This is a genomic window from Streptomyces sp. NPDC048606, from assembly GCF_040650855.1.
In the GTDB taxonomy this organism is placed as follows: domain Bacteria; phylum Actinomycetota; class Actinomycetes; order Streptomycetales; family Streptomycetaceae; genus Streptomyces.
Window position 1 is genome coordinate 42,845 of sequence record NZ_JBEZIB010000029.1, and the last position, 20,884, is coordinate 63,728.

At 74.3% G+C, this 20,884-nt stretch carries 17 protein-coding genes; 5 read left to right on the forward strand and 12 right to left on the reverse strand.

The features are described 5' to 3' along the window. Positions 1–9: 9 nt before the first annotated feature. Positions 10–747 carry an SOS response-associated peptidase gene (locus AB0D01_RS27765; RefSeq protein WP_363059906.1) on the reverse strand — a complete coding sequence of 246 codons (738 nt, stop codon included), beginning with the start codon at positions 745–747 and terminating at the stop codon, positions 10–12. Positions 748–1,012: 265 nt separating this feature from the next. On the opposite strand from AB0D01_RS27765, the gene AB0D01_RS27770 reads away from it, so the two are divergent. Together AB0D01_RS27770 and AB0D01_RS27775 are read left to right on the forward strand one after the other, a co-directional pair. Then, on the forward strand, positions 1,013–1,264 hold the full coding sequence (locus AB0D01_RS27770) for a hypothetical protein (RefSeq protein WP_363059908.1): 252 nt from the start codon (positions 1,013–1,015) through the stop codon (positions 1,262–1,264). 210 nt (positions 1,265–1,474) lie between these two features. Then, positions 1,475–1,975, forward strand: coding sequence for a hypothetical protein (locus AB0D01_RS27775; RefSeq protein ID WP_363059910.1), 501 nt, complete (start codon positions 1,475–1,477; stop codon positions 1,973–1,975). 71 nt (positions 1,976–2,046) lie between these two features. Here the strand turns inward: AB0D01_RS27775 and wrbA are convergent, their stop codons facing one another. Beyond that, the gene (wrbA, locus tag AB0D01_RS27780) at positions 2,047–2,661 is read right to left on the reverse strand and encodes an NAD(P)H:quinone oxidoreductase (RefSeq protein WP_363059912.1); all 615 of its coding nucleotides are present in this window, start codon (positions 2,659–2,661) and stop codon (positions 2,047–2,049) included. A gap of 279 nt (positions 2,662–2,940) precedes the next feature. Between wrbA and AB0D01_RS27785 the strand changes: the two genes are divergently transcribed. Both AB0D01_RS27785 and AB0D01_RS27790 read left to right on the forward strand, forming a co-directional pair. Then, complete coding sequence (locus AB0D01_RS27785; protein WP_363060027.1) at positions 2,941–3,543, forward strand: TetR/AcrR family transcriptional regulator; 603 nt, start codon at positions 2,941–2,943, stop codon at positions 3,541–3,543. A 72-nt stretch (positions 3,544–3,615) separates the two neighbouring features. Then, entirely contained in the window at positions 3,616–5,736 is a 2,121-nt protein-coding gene (locus tag AB0D01_RS27790; protein WP_363059914.1) for a SpoIIE family protein phosphatase, read from the forward strand. A 65-nt stretch (positions 5,737–5,801) separates the two neighbouring features. Here AB0D01_RS27790 and AB0D01_RS27795 read toward each other — a convergent pair whose 3' ends face one another. From AB0D01_RS27795 to AB0D01_RS27835, 9 genes are all read right to left on the reverse strand, one after another. Then, positions 5,802–6,977, reverse strand: coding sequence for a GAF domain-containing SpoIIE family protein phosphatase (locus AB0D01_RS27795; RefSeq protein WP_363059916.1), 1,176 nt, complete (start codon positions 6,975–6,977; stop codon positions 5,802–5,804). 145 nt (positions 6,978–7,122) lie between these two features. Then, positions 7,123–9,195, reverse strand: a complete 2,073-nt coding sequence (locus tag AB0D01_RS27800) for a prolyl oligopeptidase family serine peptidase (protein ID WP_363059918.1) — start codon at positions 9,193–9,195, stop codon at positions 7,123–7,125. A gap of 91 nt (positions 9,196–9,286) precedes the next feature. Further along, positions 9,287–10,216 carry an oxidoreductase gene (locus tag AB0D01_RS27805; protein WP_363059920.1) on the reverse strand — a complete coding sequence of 310 codons (930 nt, stop codon included), beginning with the start codon at positions 10,214–10,216 and terminating at the stop codon, positions 9,287–9,289. Between the two features lie 80 nt (positions 10,217–10,296). Next, positions 10,297–10,659, reverse strand: a complete 363-nt coding sequence (locus tag AB0D01_RS27810; protein ID WP_363059922.1) for a PRC-barrel domain containing protein — start codon at positions 10,657–10,659, stop codon at positions 10,297–10,299. Positions 10,660–10,817: 158 nt separating this feature from the next. Continuing rightward, positions 10,818–14,036, reverse strand: a complete 3,219-nt coding sequence (locus tag AB0D01_RS27815; protein WP_363059924.1) for a TIM-barrel domain-containing protein — start codon at positions 14,034–14,036, stop codon at positions 10,818–10,820. Positions 14,037–14,310: 274 nt separating this feature from the next. Next, a complete protein-coding gene (locus tag AB0D01_RS27820; RefSeq protein ID WP_363059926.1) occupies positions 14,311–15,087 on the reverse strand; it encodes a class I SAM-dependent methyltransferase in 777 nt (258 codons plus the stop codon). A gap of 86 nt (positions 15,088–15,173) precedes the next feature. Beyond that, positions 15,174–16,127: a transporter gene (locus AB0D01_RS27825; RefSeq protein ID WP_363059928.1), complete on the reverse strand. Its 954-nt coding sequence runs from the start codon at positions 16,125–16,127 to the stop codon at positions 15,174–15,176. Then, positions 16,124–17,053, reverse strand: coding sequence for an ABC transporter ATP-binding protein (locus AB0D01_RS27830; protein ID WP_363059930.1), 930 nt, complete (start codon positions 17,051–17,053; stop codon positions 16,124–16,126). Before AB0D01_RS27830 ends, AB0D01_RS27825 begins: the two co-directional genes overlap by 4 nt. Beyond that, a complete protein-coding gene (locus tag AB0D01_RS27835; protein ID WP_363059932.1) occupies positions 17,050–17,475 on the reverse strand; it encodes a GntR family transcriptional regulator in 426 nt (141 codons plus the stop codon). The genes AB0D01_RS27830 and AB0D01_RS27835 overlap by 4 nt, the downstream gene beginning before the upstream one ends. Positions 17,476–17,749: 274 nt before the next feature. On the opposite strand from AB0D01_RS27835, the gene AB0D01_RS27840 reads away from it, so the two are divergent. After that, entirely contained in the window at positions 17,750–20,293 is a 2,544-nt protein-coding gene (locus tag AB0D01_RS27840) for a serine hydrolase (RefSeq protein ID WP_363059934.1), read from the forward strand. Between the two features lie 13 nt (positions 20,294–20,306). On the opposite strand, the gene AB0D01_RS27845 is transcribed toward AB0D01_RS27840, so the two are convergent. Next, positions 20,307–20,879, reverse strand: coding sequence for a helix-turn-helix domain-containing protein (locus tag AB0D01_RS27845; protein ID WP_363059935.1), 573 nt, complete (start codon positions 20,877–20,879; stop codon positions 20,307–20,309). Positions 20,880–20,884 lie beyond the last annotated feature (5 nt).

The window sequence follows — 20,884 nt, forward strand, 5'->3', positions numbered from 1 at the left end:
GCATCGGGGTCAGGCGTCGGCCGCGGCTTCGAGGAGCTCGGGGCCGTTGTTGCGCACGTTGTTGACGGCGGTCGTGACGGCGCGGACCTCCAGCCGGCCTCCGGCGGGGGTGGTGAGGAGGGCGCGCAGGTCGTGGGCGTCCGTCCCGGCGGGGTCCAGCCAGGCGTCGTAGTCGGCGGGGGCGAGGGCGAGGGGCATGCGGGGGTGGACGCGGCCGGCTTCGTCCCTGGCCTCGGTGGTGAGCACGGTGCAGGTGGCCCACCAGGCCGCCGGGTCCTGGTCGTCCTCGACCGCGGGGTCGCGCCAGAACTCGTAGAGGCCGGCCATCGCCATCACCGAGCCGTCCCGTGGGCGGATGAACCAGGGCCGTTTGTAGGCCTTCGCCGTGGCGGTGGCGGGGACGGCCTCCCATTCGTAGAAGCCGTCGGCGGGGAGCAGGCAGCGGCGCGCGGCGAAGGCGCGCCGGTAGGCGGGCTTCTCCGCGACGGTCTCGACCCGGGCGTTGATCATCTTGGCCCCGCCGGCGGCGGTCTTGGACCAGGAGGGCACGAGCCCCCACCGCAGGGCCCGCAGACGGCGTTCCAGGACACCGGTCTCGCGGTCGGCGCGCTCCAGCACCGCCCACACCGGGTCCGTGGGCGCGACGTTCCAGCTGGGCGGCACCACCGGGTCCGCGCCGCGCGCCGTCACCCCGAACAGGTCGGTGAGGTCCTCGGGGCTGCGGGTGGAGACATAGCGGCCGCACATGGCTCCAGCCTACGGGCGCGCGGCGCGGGACGCCGGGAGCGGATCACGCGGGGCTCCCGGGTCGCGGGGCGGGACGTCGCGCGGGGGCCTCGCCCGGTGCCTCACGGTGCCTCGCCGGGCCTCGCCGGGGCGCGGACGGCGGGCACGGGAGACCGGGACCGGGTGGCGGGCGCGGGTGGCGGGCGCGGGGCCGATCCGGGCGGGCGCGGGGCCGGGCGGTGGGACCTCGGTGGCGGTCGGGGCCTCCCGGACGCAGGGTGGAGGGATGGAGCACGCGCCGATCGTCGTCCACCGCATCTCGCCCTCCGGCGGCCGTCGGGTGACGCTGCGCGTCCAGAACCGCGAGAACGTCCTCGGCGTCGCGCACGCCGACGCCGACGTGATCGAGTTCCTGCGCCGGGCCGAGGTGCCGGACCCCGACGAGCTGGTCCTCGGCGAGCCCTCCCCGTTGGTCGAGTGGCAGGGCGACGCGCCGCACCTCTACGCGCCCGAGCCGACCGACACCGACGTCCCCTGACACCCGGCCCTTCGGCCGCCCGGCCGCCCGCCTTCCCTCCCCCGACCCCCGGCCCGCCCCGGCCGCCGGCCGGCACGCCCCGCCGAGGGGCCGGGTTCCGGCCAATGCGTGATGTGGCCATGACATCTCAAGACCCCTGTGACACGCTCCGTGGCGCACTCCGAACGGCCTCGCACCACACCCCCACAAGGACGTGTCAAGGAGACCGACATGAGGCACTTCGCGAAGCTCTGCACGGCGGCCGTCGCCGTCGCCGCCACCCTGACCGGCGCCACGACGGCCGTCGCGGCGGGCGGCACGGCCGATCAGCGCGTCGACGGCGTCATCGTCGTCGCGGGCAACACCTGCACCTGGACCAACGCCAGGACGAGCGCCGTCCCCCCTGCCGCGCTCACCGTCGACCGCACCACCGTCAACAAGCCCGGCGGGAACCTCGTCTGCGACGGCGGCATCAGCGCCTCCCTCAACAACAACCCGGCGTTCACCTTCGACGACGGCGCCGCCACCGCCCGGACCGACCTCATCGACATCACCGGGCAGCAGAGCTTCGTCTCCTGCCGCTACAAGGCCACGAACCTGGTCTGGGACCGCGACGGGACCGGCCGCAAGTACGTGAACCGGGCCTTCACCGCCACCAAGACCTCCGGCAGCTTCCTGTGCCCCGGATCGGTGACCACCCCGGCCGGCGGCGCGTCCATGCTGTTCCACTGACCGCCCCGCCGTCGCACGTCCGCGCCACCGCCGCCCCGTCCCCCCGGGCGGCGGTGGCGCGCCGCGTCGCGTCAGACCCGGCCGCCCGCCAGCAGCCGGGCCGTGATGCGGGCCAGGCGCGCCCCCTGGTAGCGGGCGGCTTCGAGGATGTTCTCGCCGGGCGCTCCCGCGAAGGAGGCGTGCGTGGTGCCGTACGGGTTGCCGTTCGCGGCGGAGACGGCCGGGTCGGTGAAACCGGGCGACACGATCAGCGAACCCCAGTGGTGCAGCGTGTTGTAGAGGGCGAGGAGGGTCGACTCGTTGCCCCCGTGGAGGTTGCCGGCGCTGCCGAAGGCGGTGGCCGGCTTGTCGGCGAGGACGCCCTCGGCCCACAGGCCGCCGGTGCCGTCGATGAACTGCTTGAGCTGGGCGGAGACGTTGCCGAAGCGGGTGGGGGTGCCCAGCGCGTAGGCGTCGGCCCATCGCAGGTCGTCGTGGCTCGCGACGGGCAGGTCACGGGTGGCCTCGACGTGCGCGCGCCACTCCGGCCGCGAGTCGATGGCCTCGTCGGGGGCCAGCTCGGCGACGCGCAGCAGGCGGACCTCCGCACCCTCCTTCTCCGCGCCCTCGGCGAGCGCCTCGGCGAGGCGGTGGACGGTGCCGGTCGACGAGTAGTGGACGACGGCGATCCTGGGACTGACGGTCATGACGGGTAACCCTCCCGAAGCGAATGGAAGCGGATGACTATCCGTTTCCCTGTTCAGAGTGAACCGGATAGTCATCCGCTTCGCAAGCCCTTCCCGCCCCGAAAACGGATCTTGTTCCGGTACGCTCGTCCTCCACACGGCCCGGGCAGGGCGGGAAGACCACAGGAGGCCGCCATGGCGGATCCGCGCGAGCCGAGCGAGCGACCGGGGCACCACGATCAGCGGGAGCGGCGGGGCGATCCCCTCCCGCCCCGGGAGCGCCCCCGCCTCGAACTGCCGATGGCCGGCGGACGCCCCGCGCCCGAGCGCGCGGACGCCGCGCGCAACCGGCGCCGGATCCTGGACGCGGCCGCCGCGATCGTCGCCGGGCAGGGCCCCGAGGCCCTCACCATGAACGCCGTGGCCCACGCCTCGGGCATCGGCGTCGGTACGGTCTACCGCCGCTTCGGCGACGTCCAACAGCTCATCTACGCCCTCCTCGACGACCGCGAACTGCGCTTCCAGGAGGCCTTCCTCGGCGGGCCGCCCCCACTGGGCCCCGACGCGCCGCCCGCCGAACGACTGCGGGCCTTCCTGCACGCCCTGACCGACCGCATCGTCGACCAGCGGCAGCTGCTGCTGGCCGGCGAGGTGGCCTCCCCGCTCACCCGGTACGCGAGCGGCCCCTACACCGCCATGCACACCCACGTGACGACCCTGGTCGGCCGGATCCGCCCCGGGGCCGACGCCGGGCTGCTGGCCCACCTCCTGCTGGCCCCACTCACCCCGAGCCTCATCTGCCACCTGACCGCGGACCGGGGCCGGACCCCCCGGGAGATCAAGGACGGGCTCGACGAGCTGCTCGCCGCGAGCGGTCTGCGACCGACCCCGGACGGCCCCTGAGGGGACCGGGTCGCACGCCCGGGTCCGGGGCCTCAGCATGGAGAGAGGTCCGACCGGGTGAGGAGGCCGCCGATGGCCGATGAGCAGCCCGTTCCCCCGGCCGAGGGCCCCGGAACGCGGCCCCCTCCGACCGCCGCGACACCCCTGGCCCAGGCCCTCCCCGTGGGCATCCCGGCCGCCGGCGGGCTGCTGGACGTCCTCGGCGTGGCCGCCGTCGTCCTCGACGCCGAGGGCCGCATCCGGCTGTGGAGCCCCCAGGCCACCACCCTGTACGGCTACACGTCCGAGGAGGCGCTGGGCCGATCCGCCGCACGGCTGCTCGTCGCGGAGAGCCACCGGCAGGAGGTGCTCGACCTCTTCGCCCGGGTCATGACGGGCCAGGGCGCCTGGGCCGGCACCTTCCCGGTGCGCCACCGCGACGGACACACCGTCCTGGTGGAGTTCCGCAACATGCGCCTCCAGGCCGACAGCGGTCGCCTCTTCGCCCTCGGGCTGGCCTCCGAGCAGGCCACCCTGCGCCGGGTCGAACGCGACCTCGCGCTGTCCCTGCGCCTGGTGGACCAGTCCCCCATCGGCCTCGCCGTCCTCGACACGGACCTGCGCTACGTCCTGGTCAACCCGGCGCTGGAACGCATCAACGGCGTGCCCGCCGCCCGCCACCTCGGGCGTCGGATCGGCGACGTCCTGCCGCTGCTCGACACGGAGGCCGTCGAGGAGCGCATGCGGCAGGTGATGGACACCGGCGTCCCCGTCCTCGACGAGTTCACCACCGGCCGCGTCAACGCGGGCGACGAGGAGGAACACGCCTGGCTGGTGTCGATCTACCGGCTCGACGACCAGGCGTCCCACGTCATCGGCGTCGCCGTCTCGGTGGTCGACGTCACCGAACAGCACCGGGCCGCCGTCTCCGCCGCCCACGCGCGGCGTCGCCTGTCCCTCATCGCGGACGCCTCGGTTCGCATCGGGACCACCCTCGACCTGGACATCACCGCCCGCGAGCTGGCCGACGTCGTGGTGCCGGAGGTCGCCGACATCGCCACCGTCGACGTCCTGGACACCATCCTGACCGGCGCCCGGCCCGGCGAGGGGTCCGAGGGCGGAGCCGTGCGCTTCCGGGCCCTGGCCCTGAAGTCGGCGTACCACACGCAGGCCGAGGCGGCGGCCGACCCCGTCGGGGACGTCGCCCTCTACGGCCCCGCCCGCCTGGTGGCCCACTGCGCCCGCACCGGGCGCCCGGTGCTCGTCCCGATCGTGCGTCCTGAGGACCTGCCCCGCATCGCCCGCGACCAGGACGCGGCGCGGCTGCTCGGGGAGGCCGGCCTGCACTCGTACCTGGCCGTCCCCCTGATCGCCCGGGGCCAGGTGCTCGGCGCCCTCGACCTCAAACGCGCCCGCAACCCCGTACCGTTCGGCCAGGACGACGTCCTGCTCGCCTCCGAACTCGCCGCACACGCCGCCGTGTCCATCGACAACGCCCGCTGGTACCAACGCCAGCGGCACACCGCGCTCGCCCTCCAGCGGCACCTGCTGCCCCAGGACCCCCACCCGGCCCCGGGGCTGGACATCGCCTACCGCTACCAGCCCGCCGGCGCCGCCGACGAGACCGGCGGCGACTGGTTCGACGTCATCCCCCTCAGCGACGACCGCACCGCGCTGGTCGTCGGTGACGTCATGGGCAGCGGCATCAACGCCGCCGCCGCGATGGGACAGCTCCGGGCCACCGCCCGCGCGCTGGGCCGCCTCGGCCTGGAACCGGCGACGGTCCTCACCCACCTGGACGCGGCCACCGCCGACCTCGGGGAGGCGATGGCCACCTGCGTGTACGCCGTCTACGACCCCCGCACCCGCCTGTGCCACATCTCCACCGCCGGCCACCTGCCCCCCGTCCACCTGCGCAGCGGACGCCACCCCCGACTGCTGCGGCTGAAAACGGCCGTTCCGCTCGGCGTCGGCGGGATCCCCTTCGGCACCACCAGCGTCACCCTCGCCCCGGGCGACGAGCTGGTCATGTACACCGACGGGCTCGTCGAGACACGCGACCAGGACATCGACACCCGGCTGCTGACCCTCACCGACCTCCTCGCCGGCCCCCACCGGCCCATCGAGGAGACCTGCGACCTGCTGCTCTCCGCCCTGCGCCGCCCCGACACCCACGACGACGTGGCCCTCCTCATCGCCCGCACCGACCCCTGAGCGCCTAGGGCCTGTCGTCAAACTCCCGCCTGCCCCGCGGGACGACAGGAGTTTGACGACAGGCCCTAGGGACGCGGTCCCCGCGAGCGGATCCGGGCGGCGAGGACCGCGACGTCGTCCTCCGCGCGGCGCGCGTCGAGTCCCTCGACCACCGCGTCCGCCGCCTCGTCGACGCTCGCGCCCCGGGGCAGCCGCAGGGCCGTCAGGCGGGCCAGCGAGGCGTCGATGTCCTCGCCCCGGTGCTCGACGAGCCCGTCCGTGTACAGGAGCAGCGTCTCCTCGGCGGCCAGGGGGTGGGCCACCGCCTCGTAACCGCCCAGCCCCGTGCCCAGGGGCGGGCCGACGGGCACGTCCAGCAGCCGCCCGGCGCCGTCCGCCGCGAAGACGGCCGGCGGCAGGTGGCCCGCGCTCGCGCAGAGGGCGACGCCGCGCGCCGGGTCGACCCGTACGAGCAGGCAGGTCGCCGGGCGTCGGGCCTCGTCCTCCGCGACCAGGGCGTCGAGCCGGCGCAGCACCCGGTGCGGGGCCAGTTCGGTGGAGGCCACCTCGCGCAGGGTGGAGCGGTAGACGTTCATGTCCACGGCGGCGTCCAGGCCGTGGCCCATCACGTCGCCGACGACCAGCAGGGTCCGGCCGAAGTGGAGGCGTACGGTCTCGAACCAGTCGCCGCCCACCAGGGTGCTCGGCCCCACCGGCCGGTAGCGGCCCGCGATCAGCAGGTTGGGGTGCGGCCGGCCGGGGTCGGCGACGAGGGCGCGTTGGAGTTTCAGCGCGAGCTCCTCGCCGGCGGCCAGCCGGCGGGCGTGCCGGACGTGGACGGCCGCCACCCGGGCCGCGAAGTGCACGGCGGCCGCCTCGCGGTCGTCGAACGCCCGGCCCGTCCGCGCGACGAGGAGGGTCCCGTACGAGGCCCCCTGCCGGGAGAGCGGGACGGACAGGCCGTGGACCGGCGCCCGGCCGGGCCGCAGCGTCCAACTGCGCAGCGGGTGCCCCTCGTCCACCGCCCGTACGGCCGGGCCGCCGCCCGGCGCCGGGGGCCGCAGCAGGGAGGCGGCGCCGGCGACGGCCACCCGCTCGGCGCGGCCCCCGTCGGTCAGATCGACGGCGACCGCCTCGCACAGCGTCCGGAAGAGGAAGGCGGCCAGCTCCCGGCAGGTGGTGCGCTCGTCGTCGGTGGTGCCGATCGCCTCCAGGACCTCGTCCGGAGCCGGTCCGCACGCCCGCCCCTCGCGGTCCGACACATCGCCTCCGCCGGGAGGGCGGCCCCCCGCGGGCCGCCGGTCGCTCCATTCCACCAGCCCCGGCGCGCGCGGCGCGGCAGCACGCCGCGCGCGGCCGGACCGGATCGGATCCGGACCCCGACGGGGATCCGGATCCGGGCGGTCCTCACCTCGCGGGGGTGAGCCGCTCCCACAGGAAGCCGTGCACCAGGGCCTCGTTGAAGGCGGTCTGCCGGTGGTCGGTGGCGCCGGCGTGACCGCCGCCCAGGTGCTCGTGGAAGAGGACCGGGTGGCCGTGTTCGCGCAGTCGGGCCGCCATCTTGCGGGCGTGGCCGGGGTGGACCCGGTCGTCGCGGGTCGAGGTGAGCAGCAGCAGGGGCGGGTACGGGTCCCCCTCGGCGCGGATCCGGTGGTAGGGGGAGATCCGCTCCAGGTGGGGCCGGTCGGCGGGGTCGTCGGGGTCGCCGTACTCGGCGATCCAGCTGGCCCCGGCCAGCAGCCGGTGGAAGCGGAGCATGTCCAGCAGCGGGACGTGGGCGACGACCGCGCCGAACAGTTCGGGGTGGCGGGTGAGCATGGCGCCCATCAGCAGGCCGCCGTTGCTGCCGCCCTCGATGCCGAGTTGCGCGGGGGTGCTGATCCCGCGCTCGGTGAGGTCGCGGGCGACGGCGGCGAAGTCCTCGAAGGCGCGGACGCGGTGGGCCCCGAGGGCGGCCCGGTGCCAGGGCGGCCCGTACTCGTGGCCTCCGCGGATGCCGGCGACCACGTACGTTCCGCCCCGGGCGAGCCAGGCGCGGCCGGTGACGGCGCTGTACCGCGGGACCATGGAGATCTCGAAGCCGCCGTAGCCGTAGAGCAGGGTGGGGCCGGGGCCGGGCCGGTCCGGGGGGCCGACGACGAAGTACGGGACCCGGGTACCGTCGGCGGAGGTCGCGAAGTGGCGGTCGACGGTCAGGCCGGCGGTGTCGAAGAGGGCGGGCGCCTGCTTGAGGGTCTCGCCGTCGCCGCGCGCGTCGCCCGCCGTGCCCCGGTGGAGGGTGGAGGGCTGGAGGTATCCGGTGACGTCGAGGAGGTACTCGTCGCTCTCGTCGGGGTCGGTGGCGACGACGGAGGCCGTGGACAGCGGCGGGACGCCGGCCAGGGGTTCGCGGGTCCAGCCGTCGGGTCCGGGCGTGAGGAGTTCCAGCCGGGAGGAGACGTCCGCGCGGGTGCGCAGGATGAGGTGGTTGCGGGTCCAGCTGTAGCCCGCGAGGGCGGTGTGCGGTTCCGGGGTGAAGAGGGCGTGCGGGTCGCGTCCACCCGCCTGGAAGGCGTCGAAGTCGAAGGCGAGGAGGCTGCCGGCGGGCTCCCCGAGCCAGGGCGAGCGGGGGCTGACGAGCAGCCAGCGGCGGTGCACCGAGGCGACCGCGTCGTCGGGCACGTCGATCTTGACGGGGGGTGCGGCGGGGTCCTCGGGGAGGAGGTGGAGCTCCTGGTTCCAGAAGTCGATCTGGCGGGAGACGAAGTCCCGTTCGAATCCGCGCGTGTGGTCGCGCCAACCGGCGGCGGACAGGTCGGTGGGCCGGCCCTCGTAGACGAGCTCGGCCTGGTCGAGGGGGGTGCCGCGGCGCCAGCGGCGCACCTGGAGGGGGTAGCCGGAGGGGGACAGGGAGCCGGGGCCGAAGTCGGTGCCGATCCACAGGTGGTCGTGGTCGAGCCAGCCGGCACGGGTCTTGGCCTCGGCGACGGTGAACCCGTCCTCGACGAACGTCAGCCGTTCGAGGTCGAACTCGCGGACCACGCAGGCGTCGGCCCCGTCCCGGGAGAGCAGGACGAGGGCGTGGCGGTGGTCGGGGGCGAGGACGCTGCTGCCCGACCAGGCCCACGGCTCGCCCTCGGCCTCGGCCAGCGCGTCCAGGTCGAGGACGATCTCCCAGTCGGGCCGCTCCGTGCGGTACTCCTCCAGGGTGGTGCGCCGCCACAGGCCCCGCAGGTGGTCGCCGTCCTGCCAGAAGTTGTAGAGGTGACGGCCCCGGCGCACGACGTAGGGGATCCGCCCGTCGTCGTCGAGGACCTCGCGGACCTCCCGCTCCAGCGTCTTGAAGTCGGGGGTGCCGGTCAGCGCGGCCACGGTCTCGGCGTTGCGTTCCCGCACCCAGTCGAGGGCGACCTCGCCGGACACCTCCTCCAACCACAGGTAGGGGTCGTGGTCGGGTGCCGGGACGGCGGGGGCGGGCGTGGCCGGGAGGTCTTCGCTCATCCGCCGATTGTGCCGGACGGCGCAGGGGTGGCCGCCCCCGCCCCGCGACGTCACGGCGGCGTCACGGGAGGGGCGGCCGACCCGCGCGGGGTCAGGCGGCGGGCGGTGCCTGGTGCAGCCGCTCCAGGGTGGCGAGGTCCTCCTCGGTGAGGCGCAGGGCGCCGGCGGCGACGTTCGCGGCGAGGTGCTCGGGGTCTCCGGTGCCGGGGATGGCCAGGACGTGCGGCCCCCGGCTCAGGGTCCAGGCGAGTCGGACCTGGGCCGGGCTCGCGCCGTGGGCCCGCGCCACGGCCGACAGTTGCGCGTCCTCGGCCGCTCCGGCGCCGGCCTCCCGCGCGGCGGCGGCGATGGAGAAGAAGGGGACGTAGGCGATGCCCTGTTCCCCGCAGGAGCGGACGAACGCGTCCTGGTCGGGCCGCAGCCCGATGCCGTAGGGGTTCTGTACGCAGACGACGGGCGCGATGGTCCGCGCCTCGGCGAGCTGCTCGGGGGTGACGTTGGAGACGCCGAGGTGGCGCACGAGTCCGGCGTCGCGCAGTTCGGCCAGGGCGCCGAAGCGGTCGGCGAGGGATTCGGTGCCGAGGACGCGCAGGTTGACGAGGTCGAGGTGGTCGCGGCCCAGCTGGCGCAGGTTCTCCTCGACCTGTCCGCGCAGGGCTTCGGCGGTCCGGGCGTGTTCGGCCCAGCGGCCCGAGGGGTCGCGGGTCGGACCGACCTTGGTGGCGATCACGAGGTCGTCGGGGTAGGGCCCGAGGGCGGTCCTGATCAGCTCGTTGGCGGAGCGCAGCGGGGAGAAGTAGTAGGAGGCGGTGTCGATGTGGTTGACGCCGAGCTCCACGGCGCGGCGCAGGACGGCGGCGGCCTGGTCACGGTCGCGGGGGACGGCGTCGTGGACGAGGGCCGGGCCGGTCTGGGGCAGGCGCATCGCGCCGAAGCCGATGCGGTTGACCTCCAGGTCGGCGAGCTTCCAGGTGCCCGACGCGGCGGCGGTGACGTCGGTGGTGATCTTGTCGGATGGCATGGGCGCATGATCACCCGCGCGCCGGGTCCGTGCCAAGGCGATGGCGTCGGTCCCGGACGCCCGGGCGCCGCGCGGGTGCCTCACATGTGGGGTCCGGTGTTCGGGTTCGTGTAGTAGTTCTCGATCGCGCTCACGTAGGTGGGCTCGTCCTCGTGCTGGTCCTTGCCGAACTCGGGCGCGTCCTTGACGTGGTCGCGGCCGCACGACAGGTGCACCGTCTCGTTCTCGGTGTCCACGCGGGTGATCAGGCCCGCCGGGATCATCACGCGCCGGCCGAAGATCCAGGGGCCGGTGTCCACGACCACGTAGGAGCGGCTCACGTCGTCGGTGTGCTTGTCGATCTTCCCGATGGATCCGTCGACGGCCTCCACCTTGTATCCGACGAGGTCGGTGCCGCGGATGTAGCCGGTGCCCTCGGCGAGGATCCAGATCTCGGTCGCCATGGCCGGGCTCCTTTCGTGCGGTTGCCCCGTACGGCGCCTTACCCGTGAGCGGGATCCGAAACCCGGCGCCCGCACGGGCCGGGCACCCGTGGGGGAGGTGTCCGGCCCGGCCCCCGCCCGTTCCCGGTGGGGACGGACGGGGCGGGTGTCGCGGTGTCTCAGGGGGTGAAGGTCCAGCGCCGGTCCGGTGTGCCCGTGCAGGCGGCGAGGGTCAGACGGGTCCCGTCGGCGGTGCCGGAACCCGCCGGAGCGAGGCACCGGCCGACGGTCCGCAGGCTGCCGTCCGGGCCGGGCGACCAGTTCTGGCCCGGGCTCCCGTCGCAGGGCCGGACGACGACCCTCGCCGGGTCGGCGCCGTCGAGGCAGACGCCCGACAGCCCGGTCAGCCGGCCGTCGGGCCCGAGGGTCCAGCGCTGGTTGGGCCCACCGTGGCAGGAGTAGAGGGTGGGTTCGGTGCCGGGGGTGGTGGCGCTGTGCGGGAGGTCCACGCAGCGGCCGGAGGCGGCCCCGACGAGGGTGGCGTCGGCCGGGAGGGGGCTCGGGCGGCCGGTGAGGGTGAGTTCGGCGACGCTGGTCCAGGGGCCGCGGCCACCCGCTTCGGTCAGGGCCTTCAGGCGCACGTAGCGTCCGGCCTTGGGGGCGAGGGGGACGGTCTGGGCCGCGGCGGTGTCGGCGAGGGTGCCGGTGGCCACGGGCGGACCCCAGTCGGTGGTGGTGTCGGACACGGAGATCTCGTAGCGCCCCACGCGACCGTTGACGCCGCCGTCCTGCCGGGGCAGGTGGCCGAGGCCGTCGACGGAGTGGCGCGCCCCGAGGTCGAGGACGATCTCGTGCGGGAGCGCGGCGGGGGCGCCGGTGGACCAGGCGGTGTGCCAGTGGGTGGCGGGGTCGCCGTCGAAGGCGCGCGCGGCCGAGCCGTTCTCGGCGGCGGTCTCCTGGCTGTCGGCGGAGACGAGGCTCCAGCCGGCGCGGTCGATGGGCGCGGAGCCCGTCGGGACGGGGGTGCCGGCCGGGACGGTGGTGTCGGTTGCGGTCACGGTGAAGGCGCCGGCCCTGGTGCCGGTCTTCACCCACAGGATCCCGGCCCGGTCGGCGGGGTCGTGGAACCAGCCGGTGCCGGCGGCGTCGAGGGCGGCCTTGGTGGCGTGCCGGGTCTGGGGGACGCCGTCGACGGCCAGGGCGGTGGGGGCGGTGGCGACGTGCAGGCTGAACTCGTAGCCCCGTGCGGCCGGTTGCCCGGCGTAGGTGCCGGTGGGCGCGCCGACCGAGACGGTGACGGTGCCCCGGCCGGCGGTGGGGGCGGTGACGTCCACGCGCTGGCGGGCGTAGGCGCCGGTCAGGTGCGCGCGGGTGCGGCCGTCGTCCTCGTAGAGGCTGAAGGTGGAGGTGCCGCGCGGGTGGATGTCGTACGTCAGGGTGGAGACGGGCTTCTCCCCCGTGTGGTTCATCTGCGGCCACATGGGGACGATCGCCCCGCCCTTGACGAACAGCGGCAGGGTGTCGAGGGGCGCCCGGTAACCGTTCAGCCACCCCGGGCCGCTGTACGTCCGACCGGTCCAGTAGTCCGTCCAGGTCCCGGCGGGCAGGTAGATGCCGTCGCGGACGGTGGTGTCGGAGACGACGGGGGCGACGAGGAAGGAGTCGCCGGCCATGAACTGGCCGCTGGTGAGGTTGCCCCGGGCCACCGGGTCGTCCGGGTATTCGAGGACCATCGCGCGGGTGCTGGGGACGCCGCTCTCGTGGGCGGTGCGGCTCATCGTGTACAGGTACGGCATCAGCCGCATCTTCAGTTGGAGGTACTTGCGGTTGATCGACAGGTACGGTTCGGCGAACCGCCAGGGCTGCTTGTCCTGGTAGCCGGCCTGGGGGTTGGTGGCACCCCAGCCGGACATGGTCATGAAGGCGGGGGTGAAGGCCTTCCACTGGAGGTCGCGGGCGTACGTCTTCGGGCTGCCGCCGAAGATCCCGTCGACGTCGCCGGCGGCGTAGTTGAGGGCGGACAGGCCGGCGCCGGCGAGGGCGGGGACGTGCCAGCGCATGTCGTCCCAGGTGCCGTGGGTGTCGCCGGTCCAGACGACGGCGTTGCGCTGGGTGCCGGCCCAGCCGTCGACGGTCCACACGAAGCGGCGGGCGTCGGAGTTCTTCTCGATGCCGTCGACGGCCTGTCGGACCCCGTCGAAGGCGTACTCGTAGCCGGCTCCGATCCAGGCGACGTCGGTCTTTACCCCCCTGCTGCCGGCCGTGCCCACCTCGTCGGCGATCGAGCCGAGGCCGGTGGAGGTCCACAGGCCGGTCTGGAACCCCTTGGCCTTCAGCGCGTCGACGGTGGACTTCAGGGGCGCGGAGTATCCGCAGCCGTAGCCGTCGTTGGGCAGGAACCAGCCCGAGGGCATGTCGGCGGCCCGGGCGTCGGCGGCGTAGCCGACGACGTCGGGGGTGGTCTGGTGGCGGGCCCGGCCGTGATCGCCCTGGTAGTCGGGGTTGGAGGCGTTGAAGCAGTCGGCGTTGCCGAGTTCGAAGCCCCAGTGGGGGGCGAGGAAGGGTTTGCCGCTCACGTCGGTGTAGGCGTCGAGGACGGATTTGAGGGAGTCGCCGGTGAAGTACCAGGCGTCGAAGCGGTTCTCGTCGTGGGTGAGGGCGGTGGGGGCGCCGAAGGAGTACGAGCCGGGGGCCCAGGTGTTGCGCATGACGCCGTAGCGGTTGGTGGACATGTAGAAGGGCGCCGGGCTGGCGTTGTCGTTCTCGCGCCACCTGTTGTCGACGGCGACGGGCACGGTCTTGTCGCGCAGGGCCCATTCGCCGAGGCGCAGGCCGGTTCCGTAGAACTGCTCGTCGGCGCCGCGCGCGAGGTACTGGGTGGTCTTTCCGCCGCCCCAGGTGGTGGGCCGGGTCTCCCGCCAGACGGGCGTGGAGTCGTCGGCGCGGTAGACGGAGAAGGTGAGGGGCGATTTGTTCACCCGGATGGACAGGGCCCCGGTGGTGATCCGGTAGTACGCTCCCGCGTCCGTCCAGGAGGCCCCGACGGGGCCGAAGTCGGTGGTGGGGGCGAGGTCCTTGCGGGCCGGATCGTCGGTGAAGGAGCCGTCGGGCGACAGCCAGAGCCGGAAGATGTCCGCGCGGGCGACGACCACGCGCGCCTTGGCCCCGCTGGTGGTGGCGATGGTGAAGGTGGCGCCCGAGCGGGTGAGGCCGGTCGCCGAGCCGGCCGTGGTCTCGGGCGCGGCGGCGGCCCGCGCCGTGGCGGGCCCGGCGGCGGCGAGGCCGGCGGCCGCGAGCGCGGCGGCGACCAGGGCCGCGAGGCGGGCCCGGCGGCGTAAGCGGGCGGGGCGCGGATGCGGGAGGAAGGGTGGGGGGTCGTGCCGCGTGGTCCATTTCATCGGGCAGCTCCTCGTGCCGGTCCGGATCGCGGGCACACCGCGGCGAACACACCGCCGTTGGCATGCACCCGGCAAGATAGCGGACCGGCGTACCCGATTTGAAGGAACCTGCTCGAAGTCGTCCGGCACCAAGCAGTTTTGAGCACCCGGGCGGGGGTCTGCGTCCGGTACGGACACGGCCGGGCGTGGCCCGGAACGGACACGGCCCGGTCGGGGAGCCGCCGCGCGGGCTTCCCGACCGGGCCGTGCCGGCGTACCCGTCCGCCCGCCCCGATCAGCGGACGGTGACGCGGATCTTGGACTGGCCGTGCCCCAACCGCTCCCAGTCGTCCATGAACCGTGCGGTCAACCCGTGCTTGGCGGCCAGGGCGACGAGGGTCTCCGTCCGGTAGTAGAAGTCCTCGCGCAGCACGTGGTGCTCGGTCCCCTCGGTGCGGTCGAAGGTGAAGTCGAACCAGCCGCCCGGGGTCAGGATGCGCTCCACGTGGGCCAGGCACTCGTCGATGATCCCGATCGGCGAGTGGGAGAACACGCTGTGCGCGTGGACCACGTCGAAGTGGCGGTCGGGCAGGAAGTCCAGGGTCAGGTCCTGGGTGATGGTCAGGTGCGGCAGCTTGTCCTGGAGGCCGCGTCCGACGAGGGTCCGCTTCGCGTCGATGAGGATGTCGGGCGAGATGTCGATGCCGTAGTAGTGGCCCGTGTGGAGGTGCTCGATGAAGCGCCAGCCCGCGCGCAGGTTGCCGCAGCCGATGTCGAGCATCCGGTGGGCGGGGGCCAGCCCGTGCTCCGTCAGGTAGTCGAACTGCATCTTGCCGAGCGCCAGCCAGCGGTCGTGGGTCTGGCTGCCGACCGCCGCCTCCGGGTTGCGGGCGGTGTCGGACGCCATGACGGCCCGGTAGTAGGCCACGTGGTCGGGGTGCTTGAGGCGCAGCCAGCGGTCGCGGGCGGCCCGACGGACGTACGGGGCGATGCGGGTGGGGTTGCCGATCGCGTAGCGGACCTTGTGGGCGACGCCGGTGCGGTCGGCGGTCAGGTTCTTCTTCGTGGCCATGAGGGATCTCCCCTGTGGAAACGGGAACGGTGCGGTGGCGGTTGCGGTGCGGGTTGCGGTGGCGGTGCGGTGCGGTCGGTGTGCGGTCAGGCGGTGCGCTTGCGCAGGACGAGCAGGGTCAGGGTCACGAGGACGGCCCCGAGCCCGAGGTAGAGGGCCGTCTCGATCCACTGGAATGTCCAGAAATCGGCACTGGGATACACCTTGTGGTACCGGGCGACGAAATCGTGTTCCGCCATGCACTGCCGCAGCTCCTCGCCGGACGTCTGGCAGACGTTCCAGATGGAGTGCTCGCGCCCGTCGGGCGTCAGGTAGCCGAACTCGCCGGTCGACCAGGCGCTGCCCACCGGCCGTTTGGGCGTCATGCCGGGGGTGATCCGGGTCTCCGGGTCGATCCAGTCGCCTCGGAAGTAGCGGGCCAGGACCATCACCGAGGCGACGGACGCGAGGGTCACGCCCATGGCGGGCAGCACCCGGCGCGTCGTCAGGCCGGCGAGGGTGCCGGCGGCGAGGGCGAACAGGGCGCAGGCCACGGAGGCCGGGCCGGTGGCGTTGTAGATCGGCGCCTCGTGCCAGTAGGGACCGTCGAGGGTGTTGGAGATCGGCGCCCACCACCAGGCGACGAGGGCTCCGACGACGGTGGTGGCGAACACCGTGCACAGCGCCGCGAGGCCGAACCGCGCGGCGAACCAGGCGCGCGGGCCGATGCCCTGGGTCAGGGCCACCTTGAAGGTGCCGCTCTCCATCTCGCGCCCCAGGAGCGGGGCTCCCCAGAACACGCCGATGAAGGCCGGGAGGGCCAGACCGACGGTGCCGAGCAGCCGGATCCCGGTGCCGTTGCCGGTCATGATCTCGAAGGTGGCGAGGCTCTCGCAGCCGCCGTTCCACCCCTTGCAGGGCACCCATCCGTAGGCGTCGATCAGCGCCGTCATCTCGGAGCGGCGGTACGCCACCACCCCCGCGCAGACCAGCAGCAGGATCGCGCCGGTCAGGATCATCGCGCGCTGCTGGCGCCAGGCCAGCCACAGGGCGCCCTTCACGCGGCGACCCCCTCGGACGCGGCGGGGCCGGGGACGCGCAGATGTGCCAGCAAGAGGGTTTCCAATGAGGGGGTTTCGGTGATCCAGCGGTCGTCGTCGTCCGTGGGCAGGGCTGCGCCGGGCGCCGCACGGCGTACGAGGGCCGTGACCTGACGGCCGCCGACGGCGGCGTGCACGAGGGTGCTCCGGTCGAAGTCGCGGGGCAGCCCGTCGCGCTCCATCGGATCGGCGCGGCCGGTGATCCGTACGTGCGCGTCGCACAGTTCCTGGACGTCGCCGCTCAGTCGCGGGACTCCGTCCCCCAGCAACAGCACGTGGTCGCAGACGTCCTCCAGCTCGGCCAGCACGTGCGAGGACATGACGATGGTGGTGCCCCGGTCGGCGGCCTCCGTCATCAGGTGGGCCATCACCTCGTGCCGGGCGAGCGGGTCGAGGTCGGCCAGGGGTTCGTCGAGGAGCAGCAGATCGGCCCGCTTGCCGAGGACGAGGGCCAGGGCGACCCGGGTCCGGCTGCCGCCCGAGAGGGAGCCGATCCGTGCGCCGGAGGGGATGTTCCCGGCGCGTACGAGCTCCTCCGCGACGCCCTGGTCCCAGCGGCCCGGGTTGAGCGCGCGCCCCATGCGCAGGGTGTCCGCGACGGTGAAGCGGGCGTGGAGCGGCTTCTCCTGCGCGAGGAAGGCGGTGCTCCGGCGGGCCCGCGCGGTGCCGGGGGCCTCGCCGAAGACCCGTATCTCTCCGCTGGTCGGCCGCATCAGTCCGGCGGCCAGTTGGAGCAGGGTGCTCTTGCCCGCGCCGTTGGGGCCGACGAGGGCGGTGACGCGCCCGGCGGGCAGTTCGAGGTCGCACCCGCGCAGGGCGGACCGACCACCGAACTCCCTTCCGAGCCGCGTCGCCCTCAGGGCCGGAGCGTGGGTCGGATCGCTCACGCCGTTTCCTCTCTGGACGGTCCGGGCCCTGGCCCGGAGTTCGTGCTGAAGCTTTCTTCCACGGCCGCCGCGATGAGCGCCGTGATGTCCTCTCGGCCGAGTCCCGCCTCGCGGGCCTGGCTCATCCAGGCGGCGAGGGCGAGGCGCAGCGGCGAATCCGCCGCCGCCTCGGGGCGGGAGAGCGAGCGCCGTACGAAGGTGCCCGCGCCGGGGCGCGGTTCGACGAGGCCCTCGCGTTCCAGCTCCCGGTACGCCTTGAGGACGGTGTTGGGGTTGATCGCGGTGGCCGCGACCACCTCGCGGGCCGTCGGCAGCCGGTCGCCCGGTTCGAGTACACCGAGCCGCAGGGCCTGTTTGACCTGCGTGACGAGCTGCAGATAGGTGGCGACGCCGCTGCGCCGGTCGACCCGGAACTCCATCATCTCCACCTCATTCCACTATCACGTTAGTGGAATAGTGCAGAGTCTCTGGCGACTCGTCAAACCGGGCGGAGTATGACCGAACCGTCACAGCCGTCGGCGGACGGAACGCGCGGGCCGGCCGGGGCATCTAGGTGATCGACGGCCGGTCGACGGTCGTCGACGTGGACGAGGAACCGGCCGGTCCGGGTGTGAAGAGCAAGGTGGGCGCGGGATGAAGGCGGAGACGGTGACGGGGGCGGGCGTGTCGGGGCGGGAGCCTGAAGGACCCTCCACCGTGGAGGGGAAGCACGAGGATCGACGTCCCGACGCCGATCGGCCGGACGCCGTCGCGGCGGGCGCGGGGGCGGAAGCGGAAGGGGCGGGAGCCGAGCGGGAGCCGACCCTGCCGGCGGCGGACACGGACGCCGCGGCGCGCTCGGGCGAGGACCCGGAGCCCGACGAGAACCCCGTCTCCGACACGGAAGCGGAATCCGCTTCCGAGGCGGGGACCGAGGCGGGGACCGAACCGGGCGGGCCCGCGCGCGAGCCCGCCCCCGAGGCGGGTTCCGCGGAGGCGGCGCCCGGCGCGGCGGCTTCCGACACCGACGCGGAGCCGGCGGCCGGCGAGGGCCCTGACGGGGATGCGGAAACGGAATCCGATCCGGCCTCCACGCCGGAGGCTGGGGCGGAGCGCGCGCCGGCGTCCTCGCCGAAGCCGGAAGCGGAGTCCGCGGCGACGGCGGCCACCGAGGCGGAGCCGAAGTCGAAGGCCGGACCGGAGGCGGTGTCGGCAGCGACGCCGAAGCCCCTGACGGAGCCGGCCCCGGACCCGGAGTCGGGCGCGGAGCCGAACCCGGACGCGGACGCGAAGTCGAGCCCGGAGCCGGGCCCGGAGTCGGGCGCGAAGTCGGAGTCGGGCGCGAAGTCGGAGTCGGGCCCGGAGTCGGAGTCGGAGTCGGGCCCGGAGTCGGAGTCGGGCCCGGAGTCGCAGCGGGAACCGGAAGCGGGCACGGACTCCCAGCCGGAGTCGGAGTCGGGCCCGGAGCCGGGCGCGGAAGCGGGCGCGGACTCGGAAGCGAACCCGGAGCCGAACCTGGTATCGGAGCCGGACGCGAACGCGGAAGCGAAGGCGGGGCCCGCGTCGGGCGCGGAGCCGGACGCGGAGGTGAACGCGGAGCCTGCGTCGGACTCGGAGCCGGACGCAAAGGCCGCGTCCGCTTCGGCTTCGGCGCCGGCGCCCGAGCCGGAGGCGGCGCGGGGGCCGAAGTGGGCGTCCGAGCGCGAGCCGGAGGGGGACGGGGGCGCGGACGGCGCCCCGGCGGCGGGCGCCGGCACGCGGGGGCGGACCGGTGACGCGGGGCACGGCCCGGAGCGTGACGCCGAGCGCACGAGCGAGTTCCTCCCCCTGCGCGAACTCGGGCAGCGGCCCACCCCGAAGCCGGCGCCCGTACGCCCGGCCACGCCCGCACCCGCACCGGCACCGGCACCGGCACCGGCACCCGCCTTCCGCCCGGAGACGACGCGCGAGGCCCCGCTCCCCCCGTTGGAGCTGCTCGCCGAGCTGACCAACACCGCTCCCCCGCCGGAGACCACGCGCCGCACCCTCACCCGCCGCGTCAAGGTGTGGACGCCCCTCGTGCTGCTGCTCGCCGCCGGGGTCGTCGGGGGTCAGATGCTGCGCCCGGTCCCCGAACCGCGCCTCGTCGTCAAGCAGGACGGGCGCACCGTCGACGGCACGACCCCGATACCGTGGCCCGCCAAGGGCCAGGCCGCCGTCCGCGTCCCCGGTTCCGGCGACATCGGCGCCTTCGGGGAGCAGAAGCCGGTGCCGACGGCCAGCGTGGCCAAGGTGATGACCGCGTACGTGGTCCTCAAGGGGCACCCGCTGCGCAAGAACGATCCCGGCCCGAGGATCGAGGTGGACGCCAAGGCCGTGGCGGACGGCACCTCCGAGCACGAGTCCCGCATCGAGGGCCTCACCGCGGGGGCGAAGTACAGCCAGCTGGACATGATCAAGATGTTGATGATCCCGTCGGGCAACAACATCGCCCGCCTGCTGGCCCGTTGGGACACCGGAACCGACTCCGAGGCCGCGTTCGTCGCGAAGATGAACGCCGCCGCCAAGGAACTCGGGATGACGAACACCACGTACACGGACCCCAGCGGCCTGGACGCCGGCACCGTCAGCACCGCCGTCGACCAACTCAAGCTGGCGGAGGCGGTGATGAAGGAGGAGGCCTTCCGCGCGGTCGTGGCGATGCCGAGCGCCCCCATCGAGGGGCTGCCGGAACCCCTCATCAACAACAACGGCAACCTGCTCCTCGCCCCCGGTCTGAGCATCAAGGGCATCAAGACCGGATCGAGCACCCCGGCCGGCGGCACCCTGATGTGGGCGGCGTACAAGACGGTCGGGGACGAGACCCCGCTGATCCTCGGCACGATGATGGACCAGCACGTCGACGGCCCCGACCCGGACGGCGCCAACAGCCTGACCCTGGTGAAGGAGAACAGCCGCAAGGTCATCGAGGCCGTACGGGCGGCCCTCGCCTCGACCCCGGTGATCCGCAAGGGGGAGGTCGTGGGGCACGTCTCCGACGGGCTCGGCGGTACGACCGCGCTGGTCGCGACCAAGGACGTCGCCGCGATCGGGGTCCCGGGCCAGCGACTGCGGCTGGCCCTCGGCACGGGCGCCGGCCCCGTGCCGCGCGAGGCCAGGGCGGGCACCGAGGTGGGCGTGTTGACCGTCGGCGACGGGGCCGGGGCCAAGACCGTGCCGGTCGCGGTGGCCTCGGACCTCGTCGGGCCGTCGTTCGGCGCGCGGGTCACGCGCCTGTCCTGACCGCCCGCAACACTCAGGCGTTCGCGATGACCAGGAGGGTACGGGCGGCCCGGTCCGGGGTGGGCAGGGTGCAGCGGTGGGGGAGGTCGCCGCGGTGGTGGGCGCTCTGGCCGGCGCGCAGCAGCAGTGGTTCCTCCCCCTCGACCTCCAGGAGGACCTCGCCCTCCAGGACGTAGAGGAAGTCCTCGCCGGGGTGGTGGAACCAGCCCCGCTCGCCCCGGCCCGGTTCGAAGTGGTGCTCGTAGGCCTCCATCAGGCCGCTGCGTCCGCCGGGGATGAGGACCTGGGCGACCTGGCCGCCGGTCTCCGTCACACGGATCACCTGGGGGTCGCTCTCGTGGCTGACGACGCCGGGCCGGTCCGGCGGGCGCAGGAAGGTGCCGGGGGTGACGTCGAGCGCCTCGGCTATGCGGTAGATCGAACTGAGGCTGGGGGTGGCCAGCCCCCGTTCGAGTTGGCTGAGGAAGGGCTGCGAGAGGCCCGAGCGGTCGGCGAGCACGGCCATGGAGACGCGGCGCGCCGTGCGACAGGCGCGGATCGCCCGGCCTACCTCGATCGCCTCGGGGGTGGGTTCGGGTCGGGACACGCAGG